27 protein-coding genes are annotated in these 20,538 nt (G+C 41.8%); 26 read left to right on the plus strand and 1 reads right to left on the minus strand.

The annotated features are described in order from the left end of the window. Nucleotides 1-31 precede the first annotated feature (31 nt). From I3B46_RS08740 to I3B46_RS08765, 6 genes are all read left to right on the plus strand, one after another. A complete protein-coding gene (locus I3B46_RS08740; protein WP_004912034.1) occupies nt 32-301 on the plus strand; it encodes an HP1 family phage holin in 270 nt (89 codons plus the stop codon). Continuing rightward, nucleotides 301-759, plus strand: a complete 459-nt coding sequence (locus I3B46_RS08745) for a lysozyme (protein WP_163762004.1) — start codon at nt 301-303, stop codon at nt 757-759. Before I3B46_RS08740 ends, I3B46_RS08745 begins: the two co-directional genes overlap by 1 nt. Beyond that, nucleotides 741-923 (plus strand): hypothetical protein, encoded by a 183-nt coding sequence (locus I3B46_RS08750; protein WP_163762005.1) that lies wholly within the window; start codon nt 741-743, stop codon nt 921-923. The genes I3B46_RS08745 and I3B46_RS08750 overlap by 19 nt, the downstream gene beginning before the upstream one ends. Continuing rightward, nucleotides 910-1,341 carry a lysis protein gene (locus I3B46_RS08755; protein ID WP_163762006.1) on the plus strand — a complete coding sequence of 144 codons (432 nt, stop codon included), beginning with the start codon at nt 910-912 and terminating at the stop codon, nt 1,339-1,341. The genes I3B46_RS08750 and I3B46_RS08755 overlap by 14 nt, the downstream gene beginning before the upstream one ends. Nucleotides 1,342-1,442: 101 nt before the next feature. After that, nucleotides 1,443-2,321, plus strand: a complete 879-nt coding sequence (locus I3B46_RS08760; protein WP_163762007.1) for a hypothetical protein — start codon at nt 1,443-1,445, stop codon at nt 2,319-2,321. Nucleotides 2,322-2,419: 98 nt separating this feature from the next. Then, nucleotides 2,420-3,430 (plus strand): terminase small subunit, encoded by a 1,011-nt coding sequence (locus I3B46_RS08765; RefSeq protein ID WP_163762008.1) that lies wholly within the window; start codon nt 2,420-2,422, stop codon nt 3,428-3,430. 210 nt (nt 3,431-3,640) lie between these two features. Here the strand turns inward: I3B46_RS08765 and I3B46_RS08770 are convergent, their stop codons facing one another. Continuing rightward, complete coding sequence (locus I3B46_RS08770; protein WP_163762009.1) at nt 3,641-3,856, minus strand: HEAT repeat domain-containing protein; 216 nt, start codon at nt 3,854-3,856, stop codon at nt 3,641-3,643. A gap of 66 nt (nt 3,857-3,922) precedes the next feature. Between I3B46_RS08770 and I3B46_RS08775 the strand changes: the two genes are divergently transcribed. The 20 genes from I3B46_RS08775 to I3B46_RS08870 all read left to right on the plus strand — a co-directional run bounded on the left by I3B46_RS08775 (nt 3,923) and on the right by I3B46_RS08870 (nt 20,491). Beyond that, complete coding sequence (locus I3B46_RS08775) at nt 3,923-5,536, plus strand: TerL protein (RefSeq protein ID WP_163762010.1); 1,614 nt, start codon at nt 3,923-3,925, stop codon at nt 5,534-5,536. After that, a complete protein-coding gene (locus I3B46_RS08780; RefSeq protein WP_163762011.1) occupies nt 5,537-7,066 on the plus strand; it encodes a DUF1073 domain-containing protein in 1,530 nt (509 codons plus the stop codon). After that, nucleotides 7,035-7,829: a phage head morphogenesis protein gene (locus I3B46_RS08785; RefSeq protein WP_196993174.1), complete on the plus strand. Its 795-nt coding sequence runs from the start codon at nt 7,035-7,037 to the stop codon at nt 7,827-7,829. The genes I3B46_RS08780 and I3B46_RS08785 overlap by 32 nt, the downstream gene beginning before the upstream one ends. A 12-nt stretch (nt 7,830-7,841) precedes the next feature. After that, nucleotides 7,842-9,026, plus strand: coding sequence for a DUF2213 domain-containing protein (locus I3B46_RS08790; RefSeq protein ID WP_163762012.1), 1,185 nt, complete (start codon nt 7,842-7,844; stop codon nt 9,024-9,026). 9 nt (nt 9,027-9,035) lie between these two features. Next, nucleotides 9,036-9,521, plus strand: a complete 486-nt coding sequence (locus I3B46_RS08795; RefSeq protein ID WP_163762013.1) for a structural cement protein Gp24 — start codon at nt 9,036-9,038, stop codon at nt 9,519-9,521. A gap of 9 nt (nt 9,522-9,530) precedes the next feature. Beyond that, nucleotides 9,531-10,526 (plus strand): DUF2184 domain-containing protein, encoded by a 996-nt coding sequence (locus I3B46_RS08800; RefSeq protein WP_163762014.1) that lies wholly within the window; start codon nt 9,531-9,533, stop codon nt 10,524-10,526. A 66-nt stretch (nt 10,527-10,592) separates the two neighbouring features. Beyond that, nucleotides 10,593-10,907 (plus strand): hypothetical protein, encoded by a 315-nt coding sequence (locus I3B46_RS08805; RefSeq protein ID WP_163762015.1) that lies wholly within the window; start codon nt 10,593-10,595, stop codon nt 10,905-10,907. 9 nt (nt 10,908-10,916) lie between these two features. Continuing rightward, entirely contained in the window at nt 10,917-11,396 is a 480-nt protein-coding gene (locus I3B46_RS08810) for a DUF4054 domain-containing protein (protein ID WP_231405913.1), read from the plus strand. Further along, nucleotides 11,386-11,937 carry a hypothetical protein gene (locus I3B46_RS08815; protein WP_163762016.1) on the plus strand — a complete coding sequence of 184 codons (552 nt, stop codon included), beginning with the start codon at nt 11,386-11,388 and terminating at the stop codon, nt 11,935-11,937. The genes I3B46_RS08810 and I3B46_RS08815 overlap by 11 nt, the downstream gene beginning before the upstream one ends. Next, entirely contained in the window at nt 11,930-12,310 is a 381-nt protein-coding gene (locus tag I3B46_RS08820) for a hypothetical protein (protein WP_196993175.1), read from the plus strand. The genes I3B46_RS08815 and I3B46_RS08820 overlap by 8 nt, the downstream gene beginning before the upstream one ends. Further along, nucleotides 12,244-12,783, plus strand: coding sequence for a phage neck terminator protein (locus tag I3B46_RS08825; protein WP_163762017.1), 540 nt, complete (start codon nt 12,244-12,246; stop codon nt 12,781-12,783). The genes I3B46_RS08820 and I3B46_RS08825 overlap by 67 nt, the downstream gene beginning before the upstream one ends. A 9-nt stretch (nt 12,784-12,792) precedes the next feature. After that, nucleotides 12,793-14,313: a DUF3383 domain-containing protein gene (locus tag I3B46_RS08830; protein WP_163762018.1), complete on the plus strand. Its 1,521-nt coding sequence runs from the start codon at nt 12,793-12,795 to the stop codon at nt 14,311-14,313. A 13-nt stretch (nt 14,314-14,326) separates the two neighbouring features. Continuing rightward, a complete protein-coding gene (locus I3B46_RS08835; protein ID WP_163762019.1) occupies nt 14,327-14,773 on the plus strand; it encodes a phage tail fiber protein in 447 nt (148 codons plus the stop codon). Beyond that, a complete protein-coding gene (locus tag I3B46_RS08840; RefSeq protein WP_163762020.1) occupies nt 14,773-15,183 on the plus strand; it encodes a hypothetical protein in 411 nt (136 codons plus the stop codon). The genes I3B46_RS08835 and I3B46_RS08840 overlap by 1 nt, the downstream gene beginning before the upstream one ends. A 56-nt stretch (nt 15,184-15,239) precedes the next feature. Further along, nucleotides 15,240-15,389, plus strand: coding sequence for a hypothetical protein (locus tag I3B46_RS08845; protein ID WP_163761869.1), 150 nt, complete (start codon nt 15,240-15,242; stop codon nt 15,387-15,389). A 39-nt stretch (nt 15,390-15,428) separates the two neighbouring features. After that, the gene (locus tag I3B46_RS08850; RefSeq protein WP_163762021.1) at nt 15,429-17,807 is read left to right on the plus strand and encodes a hypothetical protein; all 2,379 of its coding nucleotides are present in this window, start codon (nt 15,429-15,431) and stop codon (nt 17,805-17,807) included. A 64-nt stretch (nt 17,808-17,871) separates the two neighbouring features. Next, the gene (locus I3B46_RS08855) at nt 17,872-18,324 is read left to right on the plus strand and encodes a hypothetical protein (RefSeq protein ID WP_196993176.1); all 453 of its coding nucleotides are present in this window, start codon (nt 17,872-17,874) and stop codon (nt 18,322-18,324) included. Nucleotides 18,325-18,356: 32 nt separating this feature from the next. Continuing rightward, a complete protein-coding gene (locus tag I3B46_RS08860; protein WP_163762023.1) occupies nt 18,357-18,911 on the plus strand; it encodes a hypothetical protein in 555 nt (184 codons plus the stop codon). 139 nt (nt 18,912-19,050) lie between these two features. After that, the gene (locus tag I3B46_RS08865) at nt 19,051-20,124 is read left to right on the plus strand and encodes an N-acetyltransferase (RefSeq protein WP_163762024.1); all 1,074 of its coding nucleotides are present in this window, start codon (nt 19,051-19,053) and stop codon (nt 20,122-20,124) included. After that, a complete protein-coding gene (locus I3B46_RS08870; protein ID WP_140182660.1) occupies nt 20,102-20,491 on the plus strand; it encodes an ASCH domain-containing protein in 390 nt (129 codons plus the stop codon). Before I3B46_RS08865 ends, I3B46_RS08870 begins: the two co-directional genes overlap by 23 nt. Nucleotides 20,492-20,538: the final 47 nt, after the last annotated feature.

Here is a 20,538-nt window from a genome sequence, read left to right on the forward strand (position 1 = left end):
TTAACTCGGGCACTCCGTAGGGGGTGAATTTATGCGTATGGATAAATATAGCAACGCAGCCTACGGTAGTGCTGGGCTTACAGCATTTTTCGCGAGCTTATCGCTTTATGAATGGGGCTTCATTATCGGGATGGCATTTAGCATTATCCTAGGTCTAGCGACTTTCTTCATGAACAGACGAGAGCAGCGAAAGCGAACTCGTTTATTTGAAGATCTGGTTAACAAGACTGACCCACAAAACCCCTCAGCTACTGCACGAAAAGCCGCCGAACTTATGGCGAAAGCACCTAAGGATATCTAATGTCACTCAAACAAAAATTAACTGCAGGGGCTTCGGCTATCGCTTTAACGGTGATTGCGTATTTTGAAGGTGTTAGGTATGAGCCGTATGAAGATGTGGGTGGGGTTTTAACAGTTTGCTATGGGCATACGGGAAAGGACATTGTTCCCAACAAAGTTTATTCAAAAGAAGAATGCAACGAGCTGTTAGAACTGGATTTTATGAGAACTAAACTGCAGGTCGATCGTCTGGTTAAAGTTCCTGTCAACGAACACACAAAAGCCGCGCTGTATTCATTTGCATTCAATGTTGGTACTGGCGCGTTCGCTAAGTCCACCATGCTTAAAAAACTCAACGCGGGTGACCAATACGGCGCTTGTGAAGAATTGAAAAAATGGGTTTACGCTGGTGGCAAGGTATGGCGTGGGCTTGTTAATCGCAGAGAAGCGGAGGCGGCCATATGTCATGGAAACCTATAGCGGCTGTAATTTTCTTTATGCTACTTGCGATATCAATAATTGCATTTGGTGCCTACAGACTCACTGACAATACATGCGGTATTGATAAAGCCAGTTTAGAAAAGCGTTGTCAAAAAGCTATCGACCATTATAAGGGTAGGCAAGTTAATTATGAAATTCGATAAATCATTCTGGCTATTCATTATGGTTGTAGGAATGGGCTGGTGGGTTGTTACTGTTCACGATAGCAACAAGCTACTGAAAAAAGAAAACTCAGAGCTTATTGATAGCATTCAAAACTACGAGCAGCGCATTGAGATCCTTCATGAACTCGACACTAAACATACCCAAGAGCTAACAAATGCAAAAGCCGAAATTGATAAGTTGCGTATTGCTGCTGAGCGTAATCCTGAGCGGGTGTACATCCGAGCCAGTTGTAAAAAAACCGAAGGCACTACCACCTCCAGCTTGGATGATGCAATCACCGCCAGACCTACTGACTCCGCTATCCGAAATTATTGGTTACTCAGAAATAGAATTGCAGAGTCAGAGCAAATGATCAAAGGGTTGCAGCATTTTATAGAGATGGAATGCTTGTTATAACGCTATCAAATATAGTATTACTTAAGTGGCATAATAGTTTCAACATAATATGTATCGACAACAGTGTTTAACACTATTTGAATAGTCGTAAGGATAAAATAATGAATATAAATGAAATAATAAAATTTAATAGCGTCATAGTTATTCAATCATTACCATCAGGGGAAAAAGAGACAGGAAAGATCCTAGTTGAAGAGTTAAAGAAACACCACTCACCAGAAACGATTGAATTAAAAAAAATCAAGAATAGCGGCGAATTAAATCTTATATTATCAAATATAAAAGAAAATATGTTATTAAATCCAGCGTTTACACCCATCATAAACATAGAGACGCATGGATGTGAACAGGGAATTGGATTTGCAGATAGAAGTTTTATGGAATGGGCTGAGCTAATGGATCAGTTACGAGAACTGAACAGACTTAGAAATAATCAGTTGATAGTCTGCTTATCTTGTTGTTTTGGAATTACATATTTAAGACAATTACAGATAAGTAAATATTCATCGTGTGGCCATCTTATCGCACCTAAAGTTAAGATATCTCCTTCAGAGATTCTATCGTCGCTACTTGATTTTTTTAACGGTATCTTAACAGAAGAATTAGCTAGTTTAGATATTGCATTAGAGCGTTTACCAAAAGATAAATTTGATTTTTTTAGGTCAGAAGAGTTTTTTCTAAATGCATTAACGTGGACGATTATTAACTATGAAAATAAAAAAAATGGTATAAAAGATGAGGTAAAAAAACAATTAGAAATGCTGATTAACAGTCCAAATTCTTTATATTTTCAGCTAAATGAGTCTGAGCGAGAAGACTTTCTAAATGCACAATACGAGCGTGTTGATAGCTATATGATTGATTGGGAAAAATTTATAGCAGGAATGAGCTATATATTCTTAGGCGAAGATAAGGAGGGATATGCGAATCATGTTGTTGAATGTGCGAGAGATTATATAAGCAAGAACTCAGAAGAGTGAAGTTTCATATCAAACATCTTTATGCAAAAGATAATGTTTAGCCTATCACAAAGCCTACTTTCGAGTGGGCTTTTTAATAGGTTAAGGAGATAAACACGATGGCTAAACCGGATTGGGGGACGCTACAGCAACAGTTCCTCACCGAACATGCTATATCAGGAATATCCCCTAAAGAGTGGTGTGAAGACCAGGGACTCAATTACGCAACAGCAAGGCGATATATAAAAAAGCCGGCTGCGCAATCTGCGCAAAAAACTGCGCAAAAGAAATTGCGCACTGCGCACGATAAAGAATGCGCAAAAGAGCCTATATGTAATAGCGTGATACCAACTGCGCAGAGTAGTGAACAAGATAATGCGCACAATGAAGAAAATACCTTTGATGTGCGCAACTACGGGCTTAACGATATGCAAGCACGTTTCGTAACTGAGTACTTAATTGACTTAAACCGAACTGCAGCATACAAAAGAGCCGGCTATAAATGTGAGGGGAATAATGCGTATATCGCAGCATCAATCCTTTATAGAAATTTTAAGGTTTCAAAAGCAATCGCGGATGCACTAGCAGAACGAGAACGCAGAACTGAGATAACCCAAGATGCCGTATTAAAAATGTGGTGGGATATTGCAACTGCAGATGTAAATGAGCTAACTGAATATCGTCGATTATGTTGTCGCCATTGTTGGGGATTTGGATTTAATTATCAGTGGCGCGATGCTATAGAGTTTGAAGACGCTGTTACTGAGGCTAGAGCTAAAAAGAAAAAGATACCAAATGACAATGGCGGTTACGGTTATGATAATTCTCTTGATCCTAATCCTGACTGCCCCCGCTGTAGTGGTTTTGGTATTGGCCGTGCGCATTTTCACGATACGCGTGACCTAACCGGCTCAGCTCGTCGCTTATTTGCGGGAGTGAAAGAGGGGAAGTTTGGTGTCGAGGTGATTACTCGTAATCAAGATGATGCGCTTAAGATGGTTGCGCAGCATTTAGGGATGGTGAAAACTCGAACTGAATTAACTGGTAAAGATGGCGAACCTATCAAAACCGAAGTTGCAAACATGACTTCTCAAGAAGCCGCAGACGCTTATAAAAAGTTAATGGGGTAATTGATAAAAATAACCGTTTCAGCCCAAAAACAGGCTATGCAAAATCACACCTATTTTATGCACGATTTATTCACTAAGAATTTAAGTCTTTTTGATGGATAACATAGATAAATGGTGCTTACCTGAAAAAACTGAATCGAACCTGTTTTCCGTAGGGCGTGTAAGCACCATTATGTTAAATACTGAGAGATTTGCAAAAATTAGTAGATATTAATTTCTAGGAACAGGCCTACAGATTCGGCCTAGTGCTTTGGCTGCTGCTGCACGGACAGCTGCGTGATTATCTACCGAAAGAGTTGTCAAACAAGCTATTACTTCTTCTGAGTAATATCTTGTTTCACCCAAACCGTAAGCAGCTCCAGCCCTCACATCAGAATGGTTATCTTGGGCTAAACGGAATAGAAGCCTAGCAATTTCTTCGGACATAACATCTCCTTAAATTAAAATTTAGTTTAAATATTTATATTATGTGCTTGGGAACAATATCACATTATGCCTATCCCATTCCCGTTTGATTTTAAAAATCCTGACTATGCACAGGTGTTTGAATGGCGAATGGAACGATTAATACGTATTCGCCAAAATCCTGAATCTATACCGGTACTCAATGCTTATTACAAAGACAACCCAGCTCAGTTTATTATCGATTGGGGAATGACTTATGACCCACGAAACCCTGAACGCGGCTTACCATCATACATCCCATTTCTGCTATTTCCACGACAGGAAGAGTGGGCCGAATGGTTTATGGAACGGTGGAAATCACAAGAACCAGGCATTACTGAAAAAACCCGTGATATGGGAATGAGTTGGTTAACGGTAGGCTTGGCTTGCACAGTATGTAATTTTAATCGCGGTATCAGCGTGGGTATTGGTAGCCGTAAAGAAGAGTACGTCGATAAAATTGGTGTGCCTAAATCGTTGTTAGAAAAAGCCCGTATTTTTATGTCTTATCTACCGGCTGAATTTCGATTCGGCTGGGATAGGGCTAAAGATGCACCCCACATGAGAATAAAATTCCCTCATACTGATTCAATTATATCAGGTGAGTGTGGTGATGGTATTGGGCGGGGGGATCGTGCGAGTTTTTATATTGTGGATGAAGCCGCTTTCCTTGAACGACCCACTTTAGTTGATGCCTCACTGTCAGCGACAACCAACTGCCGACAAGATATCTCAACGCCTAATGGGAACGCTAATAGTTTTGCTATTCGTAGGCACAGCGGAAAAATACCCGTATTTACGTTCCATTGGCGCGATGACCCGCGCAAAGATCAGCAGTGGTACGACAAACAAGTCGAACTGTTAGACCCTGTGACCGTCGCGCAAGAAATTGACATTGATTACAACGCATCGGTTGAAGGGGTGATTATTCCTTCGGCATGGGTTCAGGCCGCAATAGATGCGCATATTAAATTGGGTATTGAACCAACCGGTAAACGCACTGGCGCACTTGATGTTGCCGATGAAGGGATAGATAAAAATGCCTTTGCATCGAGAAAAGGCATTCTTGTAGATGTTTGTGAAGAGTGGAGCGGCAAAGGTTCCGATATCTATCAGACTGTCGTCAAGGCTATCAATATTGCTGATGATTACGGTTGTAATGACGTTCTTTATGATGCGGATGGTATTGGTGCCGGTTGTCGTGGTGACTCTAAGCAAATTAATGATGAGCGTAAAAAAGCAGGTAAGAATACGGTCGCATTCAATGCATACAAAGGTAGTGCTGGGGTATTAAACCCAGATAAAGCAATCATGAGGGATGCGAACGGGCGGGAAATCACAAATAAAGATTTCTTCCAAAACTTCAAATCTCAATCATGGTGGCATCTGCGTAATTTATTCCTAAATACGTATCGTGCAGTGAATGGCATGAAGTATGACCCTGATGAAATTATCTCGCTATCATCAAAAATGAAAGCGTTAGCACGACTAACATCAGAGTTGAGCCAGCCGACCTATTCTAAAAATCAAACAGGTAAGATTGTGGTGGATAAGAAACCGGATGGCGCATTGTCACCAAACTGTGCCGATAGTGTCGTCATTCTCATGTCACCATCAAGAAAACCTCTGTATATCGACCCATCAGTATTTTCGGAATTCTAAATGAAACTATTCAAATGGAGAAAACGCCTGTCTGAGCGAGAGACGGAGCTTGCTATTGAGCGGGAAAAAACAAAGCAACTTGAGCTGGAAGCCAGAAAAGCAGATGCACAAGAACGTTTAATGCAAATGCTGATGATGGAAGAGAAACAGGAAAAACAACCTGTTATCGTTTCCCCTCCCGTAATCCATCCTGGTGTTGTGCCAGAGGGGCAAATAGCCCCCGTTGCAATGGATAGTGATTGCGCAGGTTCTTATGCCTACGTGAATATGGACCCACAATTTTATTCCAGTTTTATTGGGTATCCGACGTTGGCGGTTATGTCACAGTCCAGTGACTATCGTAGCGTGCCTGAAACTACCGCAAAAGAAATGACGCGTGAATGGGGTAAAGTGAAATCACGCAATAATGGTAAAGATAACAAGGATAGAACAGACAAGGTTGCGCTCATTACCTCAGAATTAGAACGCCTTAAAATTTGTGATTTAATGCGTCAGCATATCGAAATTGAAATGATTTTCGGACGCTCTCAGCTGGCCATTAATATTCGAGGGCAAGAAGATAAGCGCGATTTGCCCTTATTGCTTAACAACAAAAGTATTAAACAGGGTGATTTAGAGGGATTCGCAATCATTGAGCCGATTTGGTCAACGCCTAGCACTTATAACTCTACAGACCCAAGCCGTGAAGATTTTTTTAAACCGTCAAAATGGTTTGTGTTAGGCAAAGAGGTTCATAGTGACCGATTGTTAACATTAATCATGCGGCCTGTGAGTGATATTTTAAAACCCGCTTATAACTTCTCAGGGATATCGATACTGCAATTGATGAAGCCTTATGTTGAACGTTGGCAAAGAACAGCTGATTCAATTAGTGATTTAATCGTCGCGTTCTCTTTGACCGGTTTAGCGACAAGTATGCAGGATGTACTTGAAGGCGGGAGCGCAGTTAATATCGCTTCACGAGCTAAATTATTTTCACAAATCCGTGACAACAGAGGGTTGATGTTAACGGACAAGGATAAGGAAGAGTTCTTCCAGTTCAATACTCCATTGTCAGGCTTAGACGCGTTACAGCGACAAGCCCAAGAACAAATGGCTGCACCCAGTCATACACCGCTTGTTAAATTACTCGGCATCACACCGGCGGGTTTAAATGCAAACAGTGACGGAGAAATTCGCGTTTATTACGACTACATAGCGTCATTGCAAAACGCCCACTTGTTACCCCAAATAAACACTATCATTAAGCTCATTCAGTTGAATCTATTTGGTGAAATTGATGAAGGTATTTATTTCGAATTCACGCCGCTGTATCAGCTGGATGAGAAAGAAATAGCCGAGGTTAATCGCACTAATGCGGAAACAACGGAAAAACTCTTTAACATAGGTGCGATTGACGGTGAGGAAGTTAGACAGTCTTTATCGACGGATGAATCAAGTAAGTTTAGTTTTATTGACCCTAAAAAAATAATCCCGCCGCCATTTGGAGTACCTGACTATGAAAGTGATCGCGAGGAAGAAACCGAGTGATGCGATCATGCCGGCAATTAGGGCTTCGGTTGTTATTGAGAGCGAATATTATAAAGCACTAATGCGCATTGTTGAGGACATTCGTAAAGAGCTCGATAACGCTTTGGTGAGTGAATACCACGATAAAGCCAAACGGGAGCTAGCCAATGACGGTATAGCGGATTGGATAGCTCATGTAGCTGATTATTTGTTGGATAAATGGAACAAGAACCTCAACGGCTTAAGTCAAGAAATCGCCAAACAGTTTGTTGATAAAACCGTTGGCAACTATGACACGCGATTAGCTGGATTACTTCGAAAACGCGGTTTTACGGTGAGAATGCAAAACAGCGAACAAACGCTGGATGCATTACGAGCCGTGATGGGTGAAAACATTGGTTTAATTAAATCCATCGGCACCGAGTATTTAAGTAAGGTTCAAATGCACGTTTGGCAATCCGTTGCTGGCGGTTATGACCTTAAAACGTTAACTGATAATCTTGAACATGATTTTCACATTGCCCGAAATCGAGCGGCATTGATAGCCAGTGACCAAACTAATAAGGCTCACGCGGTTATTGAACAGGCTAGGCGTAAAGAGCTTGGCATCAAAAAAGCTATTTGGCTTCACTCACACGCGGGTAAACAGCCTCGACAATCTCATTTAAAAGCTCACGGTAAAGAGTTTGATATCGAGAAGGGTATGTACCTTGATGGTAAGTGGGTATTACCAGGAGAGGAAATAAATTGTAAGTGCGGTAGTAAGGCCATTCTTCCATTCTAAATAGGGGCAGTCATGACCATGACAGAACGCCTAGCTTTTGATAGATCAATGCGTAGTAAAGACGGTAACGGTCACTTAATTGTGGAGAGGACTGTTTTGTCTAAAGCGTCAGTAAATCCGTATCGGGGTAAAGAAATCCCCAATTACGAGCACTTAGGGCTAGACCCTGAAAAAATTTACTACCTACTTCGTGACCCTGTCGAACTTGAGCGGGCAGCAAAGACATTTAGCAAAAAGCAGTTACTGATAAAGCATATTCCCGTTGATGCTGATGAGCCCGAAATGGAATACACCATCGGCACAACCGGTTCAGATATTGCTTTTGAGAGTGGGCGGCTATACGGCGATTTAAGTGTGTGGGATGGGAACGCGATAGCCATCATCGAAGCGAAAAAGATGGAGGAACTATCTGCGGGCTATGCCTACACCGCTGATATGACATCAGGCGAGTTTAATGGTGAGCACTATGACGGTGTCATGCGCAACATCCACGGAAACCACATTGCGTTAGTTTATCGCGGTCGCATTGGGCGTGACGCAATTATTTCAGACCATCAGACAGTCGATTTGGAGACAGAGATGAAACTAAAAAAAGGCGCGCTTCCAATAGTGGCTGCGCAAATTAAAAAAGCGTTGGGGATGGATGCAGATATTCCAGAAAACCAACTTCGTGACATTTTAACCGCAGTCAAGTTAGGGATGGACGTTTCACCTGAAGATCTCGACGGTGCAAAGGATGAGGAGCAGAAAGCTGCTGAGGTAGCAAAAGCGGCTCAGGATGAGGAGGAGGCTCAGAAAAAAGCCACTGACGAAGAAGAAGCTGAAAAGAAAGCCAAAGATGAGGAAGAGGCTAAAAAGCAAGCTGCTGATAATGAAGAAGCCAATAAAAAGGCGATGGATTCAGCCCTCACAGCAACAAAAGATGCCACCATTAAACAAATGACGGCAATGTTTGGCGCATTGCGTGACGTTGAACCGCTGGTGGGCGTCATTGCAATGGATGGCTTTACAAGTGCCGATGATGTTTATGCGTACGCGCTTAAACAAAAGGGCATTGCTTGTGATGGTGTTAATGGGGCTGGATTGGCTCATATGGTCAGAATGGCAAAAGACAATGCAAATGCAACCAAGCAACCTAAGTTTGCAATGGATGCGGATACTTTCGCTGAAGATGAACATACAGCACGTTTTAAATAAGGGGAAATCATGAGCGGTTTTCAAACAAAAATGAATAATGACTTGCCGGTGGGTGTGGCGGGTGACTTTGCTTCGGTGAATCCACACTTCACGATGCTGGCGGGTGAAAGCCAATTAAAAGTTGGTGAAAAGGGCGTTGAGGTCGGTTTATTCGCTTGGGCTGACGAAAAAGGCTTAGTATCGAATATAAAAATGGATGGCGGGCTAATCGGCTTTGTACATCGTAATAACCAAGCCATTATCGATGCCTATATGGCAGAAGCCACAATGAAAATCCCAAAAGGTCGTGAAGTGACTTTAATGACTAGCGGTGACTTTCGTGTCGTACTTAAAGAAGGTGGTAAGCGTGGCCAGTTTATTGTTGCTGATGTGGCAACAGGGGAAGCGAAAGCCGTTGATACTATCGATCCCAATGACACCGCCGTAGAAGCAACACCGTTTCGAGTTGCTAAAACTGTCACTGCGGGTTTAACCACTATGTCCGCGTCTCTGTAAGGAAAAACCATGCCACTGAATTTTAATGCGTTAGCAAATCGCGCTGGTGTCGTATTTGCAGCAGGTTATCAGCCACAGGAATTGACTGCACAAGTTCGAGCAGCGATTGCGATGGATAGTGAACTTGTTACCGCCCCAAATGCGGGTATCCTGTCCATTTTCACTACTTACGTTGATCCTAAAGTTATTGAAGCCGTTGTTACTCCGATGCGAATGGCCGAAATCTTTGGTGAAAAGAAACAAGGGGATTGGACCACACAAACAGCCGCTTTTCCTATGATGGAAGCAACAGGTGAAGTTTCTACCTATGGAGACTTCAATAACAACGGTCAAACGGGTGTCAATGTTAACTGGCCACAACGCCAACCCTACCATTATCAAACGTTTGTGCGTGTAGGGGAGCGTGAAATGGAGTTAGCCGGCGCGGCTAAACTCGATTGGGCTTCAATGAAACAGCGTGCTGCTGTATTAACGTTGAATAAGTACCAAAATAAATCTTATCTCTATGGGATTGAAGGGCTCGAAAACTACGGTTTATTAAACGACCCTGGTATGTTGCCAAACATGACGTCAGCGGCGTGGGATAATCTGGACGGTGAAGCAGTCTATGAATCCATTCGTAAACTGTTTTCTCAACTGGTTAAACAAACCGATGGCTTAGTTGATCGCCATGAAAAAATGGTGTTAGTGCTATCGCCAGAAATGGAGACAAATTTAACCAAAACCAACCAGTATAACGTTAACGTTTCTGACCAGTTGGCGAAGAACTTCCCTAACTTAACCGTGAAAAGCATTCCTGAGTTTTCAACGTCAGCGGGTGAAGTTGTTAAGTTAATTGTGGAAAGTTATGAAGGGCAGCCAACGTTAGACCTTGGTTTTACTGAAAAAATGCGCGTTCACGCCATGCTACAAAAAGCCTCATCATGGGAGCAAAAACGCTCTCAAGGTACGTTTGGTTGCGTGGTATATCGCCCCTTGTTCATTGCATCGATGTTAGTGTCTTAACGATATTTCGATTGCTCACATTAACCGCCTACGGGCGGTTTTCTCGTTTATAAAAGGTGATGATTTATGTCTACAGTCACAATCGCATGCAAATTGTCCAACGGTATTTATTTGGATGTTGGCGAACGACGCGAAGAAATTAAAGGTTTTGCAAATGGTATTAATGATGGGAATGGCTTTGGCTTGACCTATGGTGTCGATAAGTCGCTATGGGATGCTTGGTATGCGGAAAATAAAGAGCGTGTTTTAGTGAAAAACGGGCTTATCTTCGCACACGAAAAAGTGAAAGAAACTAAGGCAGAAGCCAAAGATAAAAAAGAGCTGCGATCTAAAACTGAGCCTTTACAGCAAAAAGCCGATGGTGTTGAAGCCGCTAAGTAAGGAGCCGTCATGAACAGAATGGCAATGCTTCATTATCGCAGCCAACAGTCTCAGAGTGAACCGACCGGCACTGTGGAATTAGACCCTACTAGGTTTAAAGATGCTTACCCCCAATTTAGTGCGCTAAATGATACGCAGCTGCAGATGCTCTTTGTGAAAGCCTGCTCTTTACTGAATAACACAAAGTGCAGTTATGTGAAAGATTTGGCTGAACGTGAAATGTTGCTGTTTTTGTTGATGGCCCACATGGCATACATACAAAGCCAAATTGCGGAAGGTAACAACGCAGTCGGTCGTGCATCGAGCGCGAGTGAAGGGAGTGTATCGGTTTCTCTGGATTATGGTCAGACAACCAATGCTGAAAAGTGGTACACGCAAACGCCGTATGGTGCAGAGTATTGGCAGATGACCAGTAAGTACCGTTCGTTCCTTTATGTACTCGGTGTTATGCCGATGCCCGTTTGGCGAGGGGGGTATTATGGCAAGTAAGCTTGAAGCGGCACTGAGTAAATATCTGGGAAATAATTTAGAGTTACGAGCGGGAATTCTGGAGGGCTCGACATACGAAGATGGCACCTCGGTAGCGCAAATTGGCTATATCCAAGAGTACGGAGCAACAATCAATCAACCGGCTAGAATGGGTACCATTTATCGACGGATCCGCAAAGATGGTACACTTAGCAGCGGTGGACGGTTTGTTAAGGCCAAAAGCTCAAACTTTGCCACTGATCACAACATCCCAGCACACACCATCAATATTCCGCCTCGCCCCTTTTTCCGTACAGTCGTAGCCAATGGCAGGGCAACATGGCCAGCCATTCTTGCTCAGTCTATTGAACGACACGGAAGCGTTAGAAAAGGCATGGAATCGTTAGGCCGAGCGATAAAGAATGAACTGGAGGTTTCTGTTTTAACATGGGAAACACCACCTAACGCTAAATCGACAATAGCGAAGAAAAAATCCGCGAGTCCTTTAGTTGAAACTGGCAAGTTACATCATTCATTCGATTTCGAGGTGAACGATGATTAATGTTCGGTCTCTGGCCAATACTGCAATTCAAGTCGTTAACAAAAATATTCCTGCGGTCTTAATGGCCAATGAAGGCTATCAAACCGATGATGCGGGTGTGAATACAGCAAAATTTGTTAACTACGATATTTTGGTACAACTGCAAAGCCTGAGTACACAAGACCTCGAACACCTTGGCGTGATTAGCCAGCAAGGCCAATTTATTTATGGTTATGCAAGAGGACAGATATCTGCGCTTAGGCGACCTAAAGAAAAAGGCGCGGATAAGATGATGTTCAAAGCGTATGGCGAGGATGAAAAATCCGAATGGCTAGTAACGCAAGTTATCGAGTCTTATCCAACGTGGGTGAAGGTGCTGCTATGGCGACAATAAGCATTACTGAGCGCGATATTTTTGTTGAGCTCAGAAAGTACCTGATTGAGCTATTTGATTGTCCAGTTCAGCAAGGCTACCAAAACAACACACCGGTACCTGAAAACGGTATCATCATGCACATGTTGTTTGAGCATGATTTGGATTACACCGCTGAGTATTGGAATGCTGTACAAGAAGAAGTGACAGCACAGCGTTCAGTTAAGGCCACATTTCAATTGGATTTTTATGGTGTTGAAGCTAATAACCGTTCTCGCGTGATGGCCAACCTTTGGAAATCATCATACACCACTGAACGATTAGTAAAATGCCAACCACTGGACAGCGGGCAACCGAAGAAGGATGTGCTGGTGGATCAGGCCAATCAGTACGAAAACCGCATGATGTTAGAAATTACCCTGCAATATAACCCTGAAACCTCGTATCACGTCGATGGTGTCGACGAAATCTCAATTACTACCACAAATATCTAAGGTAAAAATATGAAATCTATTCCGGCAAGCGATATCGTCCAGATATTGCCTGGTGTTGTTGGCACCGGCGGCAACCCTCTGGCGTTAAACGCGTTGTTTATTACCAAAAGTCAGCCTGAATCCATGCTAGGGGTAAAAGCCTTTGGCTCAGCGGATCTGGTTGGTGAAGTGTTCGGTATCGATTCGAAAGAATATGAATCGGCTCAAGTCTATTTTAAGGGCTTTGAAAACTGTACGGTATTGCCTGATACGCTTTATATCGCTTCTATGTCATCCAATGCACAAGCGGCAAAGTTGGTTGGTTCAAAAGTACCGAATCGCACACAGGGAGAATTCACACCACTGCCAACTGGTTTTGTGATCACTATTGATGGCAAGCAAATTTCTGCAGAAGTGGATGCAAGCGCTGCACTGGGTTTTAGCGGTTCAGGTAGTCAGCCGTTTGATAGTGGCGCGTTCTACAATGTGTCAAGTTATTCCGCGTTGGCTGAGTTAGTGACCGCTGCTTTAAACGGCGCGGGAACCTGTAAGTATGATACGGGTGCTAAAACGTTCATCATCGAGGGTAAAACCAAAGGCGCGGTAGGCAATATCTCAACCGCTGAAGGTGGCCTCGCTGAATTTATGTGCTTAACTGAAAGTGCAGGGGCTCAAACCAACGATGGCATCAATGCCGATACAGTTGAAGATTTGCTCCCACGTATTACTAAAGAAACGACTAACTTTGTCTCAATCATGACCATTGGTTTTAACGCCGAGGAAATGATTAAAATCTCCCGTTGGGTATCGTTGCAGAAAGACCGCTATTTGCATGTTCTTTATCAACAAGACAATAGCAATAGTGAGCTAGAAACACTTGCAAGCGCAATTAAAGAATCGGATATGGGTGGCACGTTCTTGATGTACGGTGATCATACTCATGCCGCATTTATTTGTAGCTACCCTGCCTGTTTGAACTTTGATGAATTGAACGGCCGCACAAATTTAGCGTTTAGAAAGCAAGAGGGTCTGAAGCCTACGGTTACTGACAAAGCGCTGGCGGATGAATTGTTAGCATTAGGGTTTAATTTCTACGGTGCTTACGGTACCGCGAATGATCGCTTTATCTTTGTGAATCCTGGTTCAATCTCGGGCAAGTTCAAATGGATGGACAGCTACGTTATTCAAGTGTTTTTCAATAGCCAGTTGCAACTTGCGTTAATGACGATGTTAACCAGCTTTAACAGCATTCCTTATAACGATGCGGGTCGTGCTATGCATCGTGCAGCTATTCAAGACCCAGTTAATCAAATGCTGAATTTTGGCGGTATTCAAGCGGGTATTGAGCTCTCTGAGCAGCAAAAAACACAAATCAACACTGAAGCGGGCTTTGATGCGGCAACGCAACTTAACGTTACGGGCTGGTGCTTGAAGATAGAGAAAACCTCCGCACAAACACGCGGCTTGCGCAAATCAATGCCGTTGAAATTATGGTATGCCGATGGCGGTAGTGTTCAATCCGTTAATTTACCGTCTATCAATGTTCAGTAAGGAGTAACACGTTATGCCAATGGGCCATAATGAAAAAACGATTACTTCCGCCAACTCGGTCATGATGCTGCGTTGTGAGGGAGTTTACGATAACTGGGTGCGGATCCTTGGTTTTCAAGCGGATAACGCGTGGGAATTTGGTGACGCGAATATTGGTGAAACCCGTATGGGTGTGGATGGACGACAATCCATTGGTTACACACCGCACGAAACACCGTGGACGCTTTACCTTGAAGCGAACAGCCCTTCAATACAAATCATGGAAAATATCCGTAAAGACTTTAATGCCAATATGGAAACGCGCTTCATTGAAATCATTATTGAAATGCCTTCTATTGGCAAACGTTATACCGGCAAGGGCGGCATGACGACGATGAAAGGCGGTCCAAGCGGTAAAAAAATGCTTGATGGTACCGCGTATAACTTCAACATGGTCACTAACGGGGCGGATGAAATCTAATGTCATTAAAAACAAAAACAGTAGTTATTGAAAAAGGGCGCGATGCGGGTAAAACCTTTGTAGTGACTGAAATGCCTGTGACTAAAGCGGATAGTTGGGCCATGCGTGCCATTTTTGCCTTAGCTAATGCGGGTATCGATATCGGTGATGTAAAACCAGAAATGGGCATGATGGGGTTCGGTCAAGTGGCACTGAAAGCCCTGTCGAGCATTAAAGCCGAAGTTGGGATCCCGCTTCTGAATGAATTACTCGACTGTGTCCAAATTGTCCCTACAGGTGGTAATGCGCGTAATATGGAAATCGACTCAGATATTTTTGATGTCATGACTTTGTTTGTATTACGCAAAGAAGCGCTGGCGATTCACATTGATTTTTTAGCTCAAGGCGGTTTGTCCAGTTCAAGCAACTAAGGGCTGGCTTACCGCTTCGTGAAGGTGTTCTTGTCGAAACAAAAAATGTGTCTAGTGTGGTCAGAGAAATTACGTGCTCTGGCCTAGCAACATATACGGAGTTAACGACAACACTGGGACTAGAAGATGCAATGAACTTGCTCGAAATACACCATGTGAATGAATATAACAAGCAAGTGATGAAAGAATTGAGTCAACAACAATAAGCCGCTCTTGCGGTTTTTTTATTTGCCGCAGGAGTGCTTATGGCGACGATTATCGATGCGTTAATTGTTACGTTAAAATTGGACAATACAGGGTTTAAAGAAGAAACCCGAAAATCAACGGCCGAAAGTGATCGACTATCTGCTTCACTGGATAATGTGAATGAGTCCTCAGCGGACTTAACCATCACCATTAAAAATCAGGCTGATGAAACCAAAAAAGCCAAAGAGAAAACAGAAGACTTTACGCGCTCAATTTATAATGGTGTTAAAGCCTTAACCGCATTCTTTGGCACCATCATGGTTTCATCGGGGTTAGCTAAGTTAATAACTGATGTTAACCAGGCTAACGATAAACTTAACTTTCTGAGTAAAAATTTAGGCATGAATGCCACCGAGGTTAAAAAGTGGCAAAATATGGCCGAAATGGCGGGTGGTACCGCTGATGGTATGACGGCCAGCTTATCTAACTTGAGCAAGTCGTTGTGGGATTTAGTCACTATTGGTGATGCGTCAGTCTTACCGTATTTCAACGCGCTTAACGTGGGAGTGGTGGACTCTACAGGCAACATCCGAAACCTTGATGATATCTTGCTCGATGTGTCTGACAGCTTATCGAAAATGTCACGGCCACAAGCTTACAACATTGCAAAAAATATGGGATTTGATGAAGGAACCATTAACACGTTACTTCAAGGCCGTGATGCCATGGAACGGCAACTTGCTGCACAGAAAGATATTGTGATCTCTTCTAAAGAAGAACTCGAAATCAGCCGCAAGCTGAATGAACAAAATGCGTTAGTGAGTCAGCAATGGGAAGGCTTAAAAACACTTATCGCGAATTACTTAATCCCTTACTTTCTTAAATTCTCTGAACGACTTACCGCTTGGCTTGATTACCTTAATCGAAACCGTGATGGGGCTATTTTGATATTTAAAGGTATCGCGGCCGTTATTGGGTTAACACTTATTCCGTTAGCATTAAAAGCGGCGATAGCCTTTGCAGGGATGTTTGCACCACTGTTTACAGGTGTTGGTTTAATTCTTGCGCTAGGTGCTGCGATTGTTGGGCTATCCAATGATTATGAGGTTTGGAAGCGCGGTGGTAAATCGATGTTCGATTGGTCGGAATGGTCAGAGTCGATTGAGGCAGTCCTTGAGTGGTTAGATGATTTAGAAGAGTGGTTCAAAGGCACTACTGTTGGTAAATGGTTTACTGATCAGGATGGAAATCTTAATAAATGGCAACTTGCACTTGCTGCTTTCGGGACTTATTTTGGCGGTAAGTGGGTGGTGGGTATTTTGAGTGGCATCACTAGAATCGGTACCGCGTTTGGCGGACTGCTCGGATGGCCTGCGCTGTGGGCTGCTTCTTTTGCTGCCGGTATGGCTATTGTAAAGCCTTTCGTTGATGAAGGGATCAAAGGCCTTGAAGAGATTATGGATAAGGCTGCTGAGAAGTCATCTAAGATAATTGGGGCCGTTTATAAACTCAATGACCCTAACGCAACAACAGAGGATAAGGCAAAAGCAGGGCTTGATGCTGCAAGTGGTATTGTACCCGGTGCTGATATTGGATCATTTGGTTTAATGGTGAAAAATTCAGGATTATTTGATGGAACTATTGATGCTACAAAAAACGGAGGTATGACAGGGCTGATAGGTACCATTGCAAATAACTACGAAGCGATGAGAAGGCAATCATCAACAAATAACTCGTTAGCAATAGGAGATACGCGAGGGGAAAGAAATAATAACCCTTTAAACATGGATTACGTGGGACAAAAAGGGGCAATTAAAGAAACAGGAAAAGGAGCCCGATTTGCTGTGTTTAAAACGCCTTATGATGGATTAGAAAAAACCGCATGGCAACTAAGGCGTTATTATGACGGTAAAACAACAGGAGAAAAACTCCAGACAGTTCAAGATATTGTTAACACATGGTCTCCAAAAGGTGATGGAGCAAACAATCCCGCCATATATACCAAAAGAGTGTCCGAGCGGTTAGGTGTTAAACCAACTGACCAAATAAATCTAAATGATGATGACATAATGTTTTCATTGATGAATGCAATGAGCATGGAAGAAATTGGCAAAACCTTACCTTATGATAAGGCTCTGATAATGGCAGCTATAAAAGGTAAAGGTGACCCCTATGCTAATGCCGCCAGTAATCTAAAAGGGTTCAATGACTATATATCAAAACCTTTGATTCCCAATATAATGCCAGATATCAAACAAACACTCGGTCAATCTGATGCTCTGAGAGCTAATGAGCAGGCGGTAAATAACAATAAAATCGAGGCTACATTTGGTGATATTAATATTCACACTAGTGCATCTACTATCAAAGGGAATGTATCTGATGCGGTAGAGACAACAAATGAATTAATGTTTCAGCTAATTGGTCCGATGTCTTGATTTGCTTTAAATTGCAGCAGCCCGATGGCACAATACTTTAAACGTAATAAATATTGAGGTAACAATGTTTAGGATACTTACTATTGGGTTGGTATTATTTCCACTCATGGCTAGTGCTAATTTTGATAAGCTATCTGAATTGAGGGACGACAAAGGTTATTTGGATTTACGTAACGGAACATATCAATGCAACAGTCAATCAGGGAAAGATGATGGCTTGAAGAAAGAGCAAGTACCTGTGCTCATGTATGTAGAGAAAATGCAGGGAAATGAACTGTTTTTTACGGTGAATTTAGAAAACGGAATACACATGACGTCACCTATGCTAAATAAAGCTCCGAGCAAAGAACCTGATTTTGTAGTGTATTCAAAGGTCATAGATGAAAAAGAAAAAAGCGTGTGGGCTCTTCAATCGACAACAAAAAATGGTGTTGAAGGAATGATTATAAAAATGGGCGGAGATATCCAGATCACTATGGGAATATCGGACTGCAAGCTAATCCGTAACCTAGAGTAATAGTATCCATACCTGAAAGAGTCATACCAATAATGTTTAACCACAAAAATAGATTAAGTGATTTACTAAAAAACATACCTGAAAGCTCAACCCCGTCAGGATGGCAACTATGCGTTGAAATCGCTGTTGGTGGACTTACCGAGGTTGGGTTTTCTAGGCAACATCATAATCTATTACTGACAGTTTCATCTTCTGGTCGTGGTGTAATTGATTGTAACTCAGGGGAAAAGATAGCAAGAGATTATGAGGAGTACGGTGATTGGTACGATCCTTTTAACCTTAGCTGTTTGGGTATTGGTCCTATATCAGAGGAAATTATTACTATATCTGGTTTATGTGGAGGCGGCATGCCAACAGCAAATCATTTCGGTGAAACACTAACACGGGTCGCGCCAGAGTGGCCTTTAGAAGAGTTAATTTGGAGCCCTTTAGGTAAAGACCCTTTAATTAAACAATTCCAAGCAGGTTGTATTAAAATAGTTTCTGATTATTTTCGTTGCGTAGGTTTTTCATGGAATGGCGAGTTTATTGTAGCGGCAACAAGTAGTGATATTACAATATGGAAAAAGACAGCAATTAATCTTTAAATTTTCCTTGCTTTGTGACGTTCGACATAAAATGTAAGTTACCTTATTTAGCTTAAATTGTTATTCTTAGCATCTCTTAGTAATGGAGTTTATTTGATAGCGCTATTAATTAAAATATCAATTTAATAAGGTGTCAATTATGGATAACTTGCAGTATTTGCCTTTTAACAAAATTGATTTAAATGATGATTTTTTTTCGTCATTGAAAGACGATTATAAGCATGGGTTTATTGATTGGTTTAATAAAAAAGCATCATCACAAGATGAAAAAGCCTATGTTCTTTATGAAGATTCAGGTGATATTGATGGGTTTATGTACTTAAAAATAGAAAATGGTTCTATAGATGACGTATCACCACCAATATCTCATGGAAAGCATTTAAAAGTAGGGACGTTTAAATTCGAACCCAAGGGCACCCTAAGAGGACAACGTTTTTTAAAGAAAATTTTTGATAATGCACTTTCATTTAAAGTAGATGATATTTATGTAACAGTTTTTGAAAAACACGATTATCTAATTAGATTATTTAAAATGTACGGGTTTAATGAATGTGGGATAAAAGAGTCTAAAAATGGTAATGAGATAGTGTTGTTGAAAGATATGAAACCAGAGGAATCAACAGGTGATATTTTATCTGATTACCCACTATTTCCTATCGAACCGATACAGAATAAGTACTTGTTAGGGATTCGTCCTGAGTTTCATACAGATCTTTTCCCTGATTCTATACTGGTAACGGAATCGCCTGATATATTAAGAGATATTTCACATACGAACAGTATTAGGAAAGTGTATATTTGCAAAATGAAGCAAGCCTTATCCTTTAAGCCATACGATATACTCGTAATATATCGTATGGGTGACGGTAAGGGGCCAGCTCACTATCGCTCAGTTGCAACGTCGGTATGCATCGTTGAAAATATAAAGAAAATGAGTGATTTTGAATCAGAGGAATTATTTGTAGATTATTGCATTAAATACTCTGTGTTTACTAAGGAGCAGCTACAAGAGTTCTATCGGGATAAAGTGTATCCTTACATAATCACCTTTACATATAATTTAGCGTTCCCAAGAAGGCCAAATAGAGCATCGTTAATTGAAAACGTTGGTCTTGATCCTGATGAGCGCTGGGGTATACTCAAACTCACAGATGAACAATTCAACAGAATTTTAAGCTTAAGTGGCGCAGATGAAAGTATTATTATCAATTAAACCTGAATTTGTTAGTAAGATATTGGAAGGAACAAAAAAGTATGAATTCAGGAAAGGAATGTTTAAGAATTCATCAGTTACTTCGGTCGTTATTTACTCTACGTTACCCGTTGGCCAAGTTGTTGGCGAATTTAGCATAGAGCATGTTTTAGAGGACACGCCCCCATCAATTTGGAAAATTACAGAGGAATATTCAGGGATAAGTAAAAGCTTTTTTGATGAATATTTCCAAGAGAAAAGTAAAGCCTTTGCTATACAGATAGGTAACGTTCATGAATATGATGAACCCATATCTTTAGCTGAACTTAGCGAAAAGCTTGGGAGAAAAATTACAGCCCCTCAGTCCTACTGTTATTTACCAGCCTAAATAATAACCCTCTTCGGAGGGTTTTTTATTACCTAAAATTCGAGGTT

This window comes from Providencia sp. 2.29, from assembly GCF_015832305.1.
In the GTDB taxonomy this organism is placed as follows: Bacteria; Pseudomonadota; Gammaproteobacteria; order Enterobacterales; family Enterobacteriaceae; genus Providencia; species Providencia stuartii.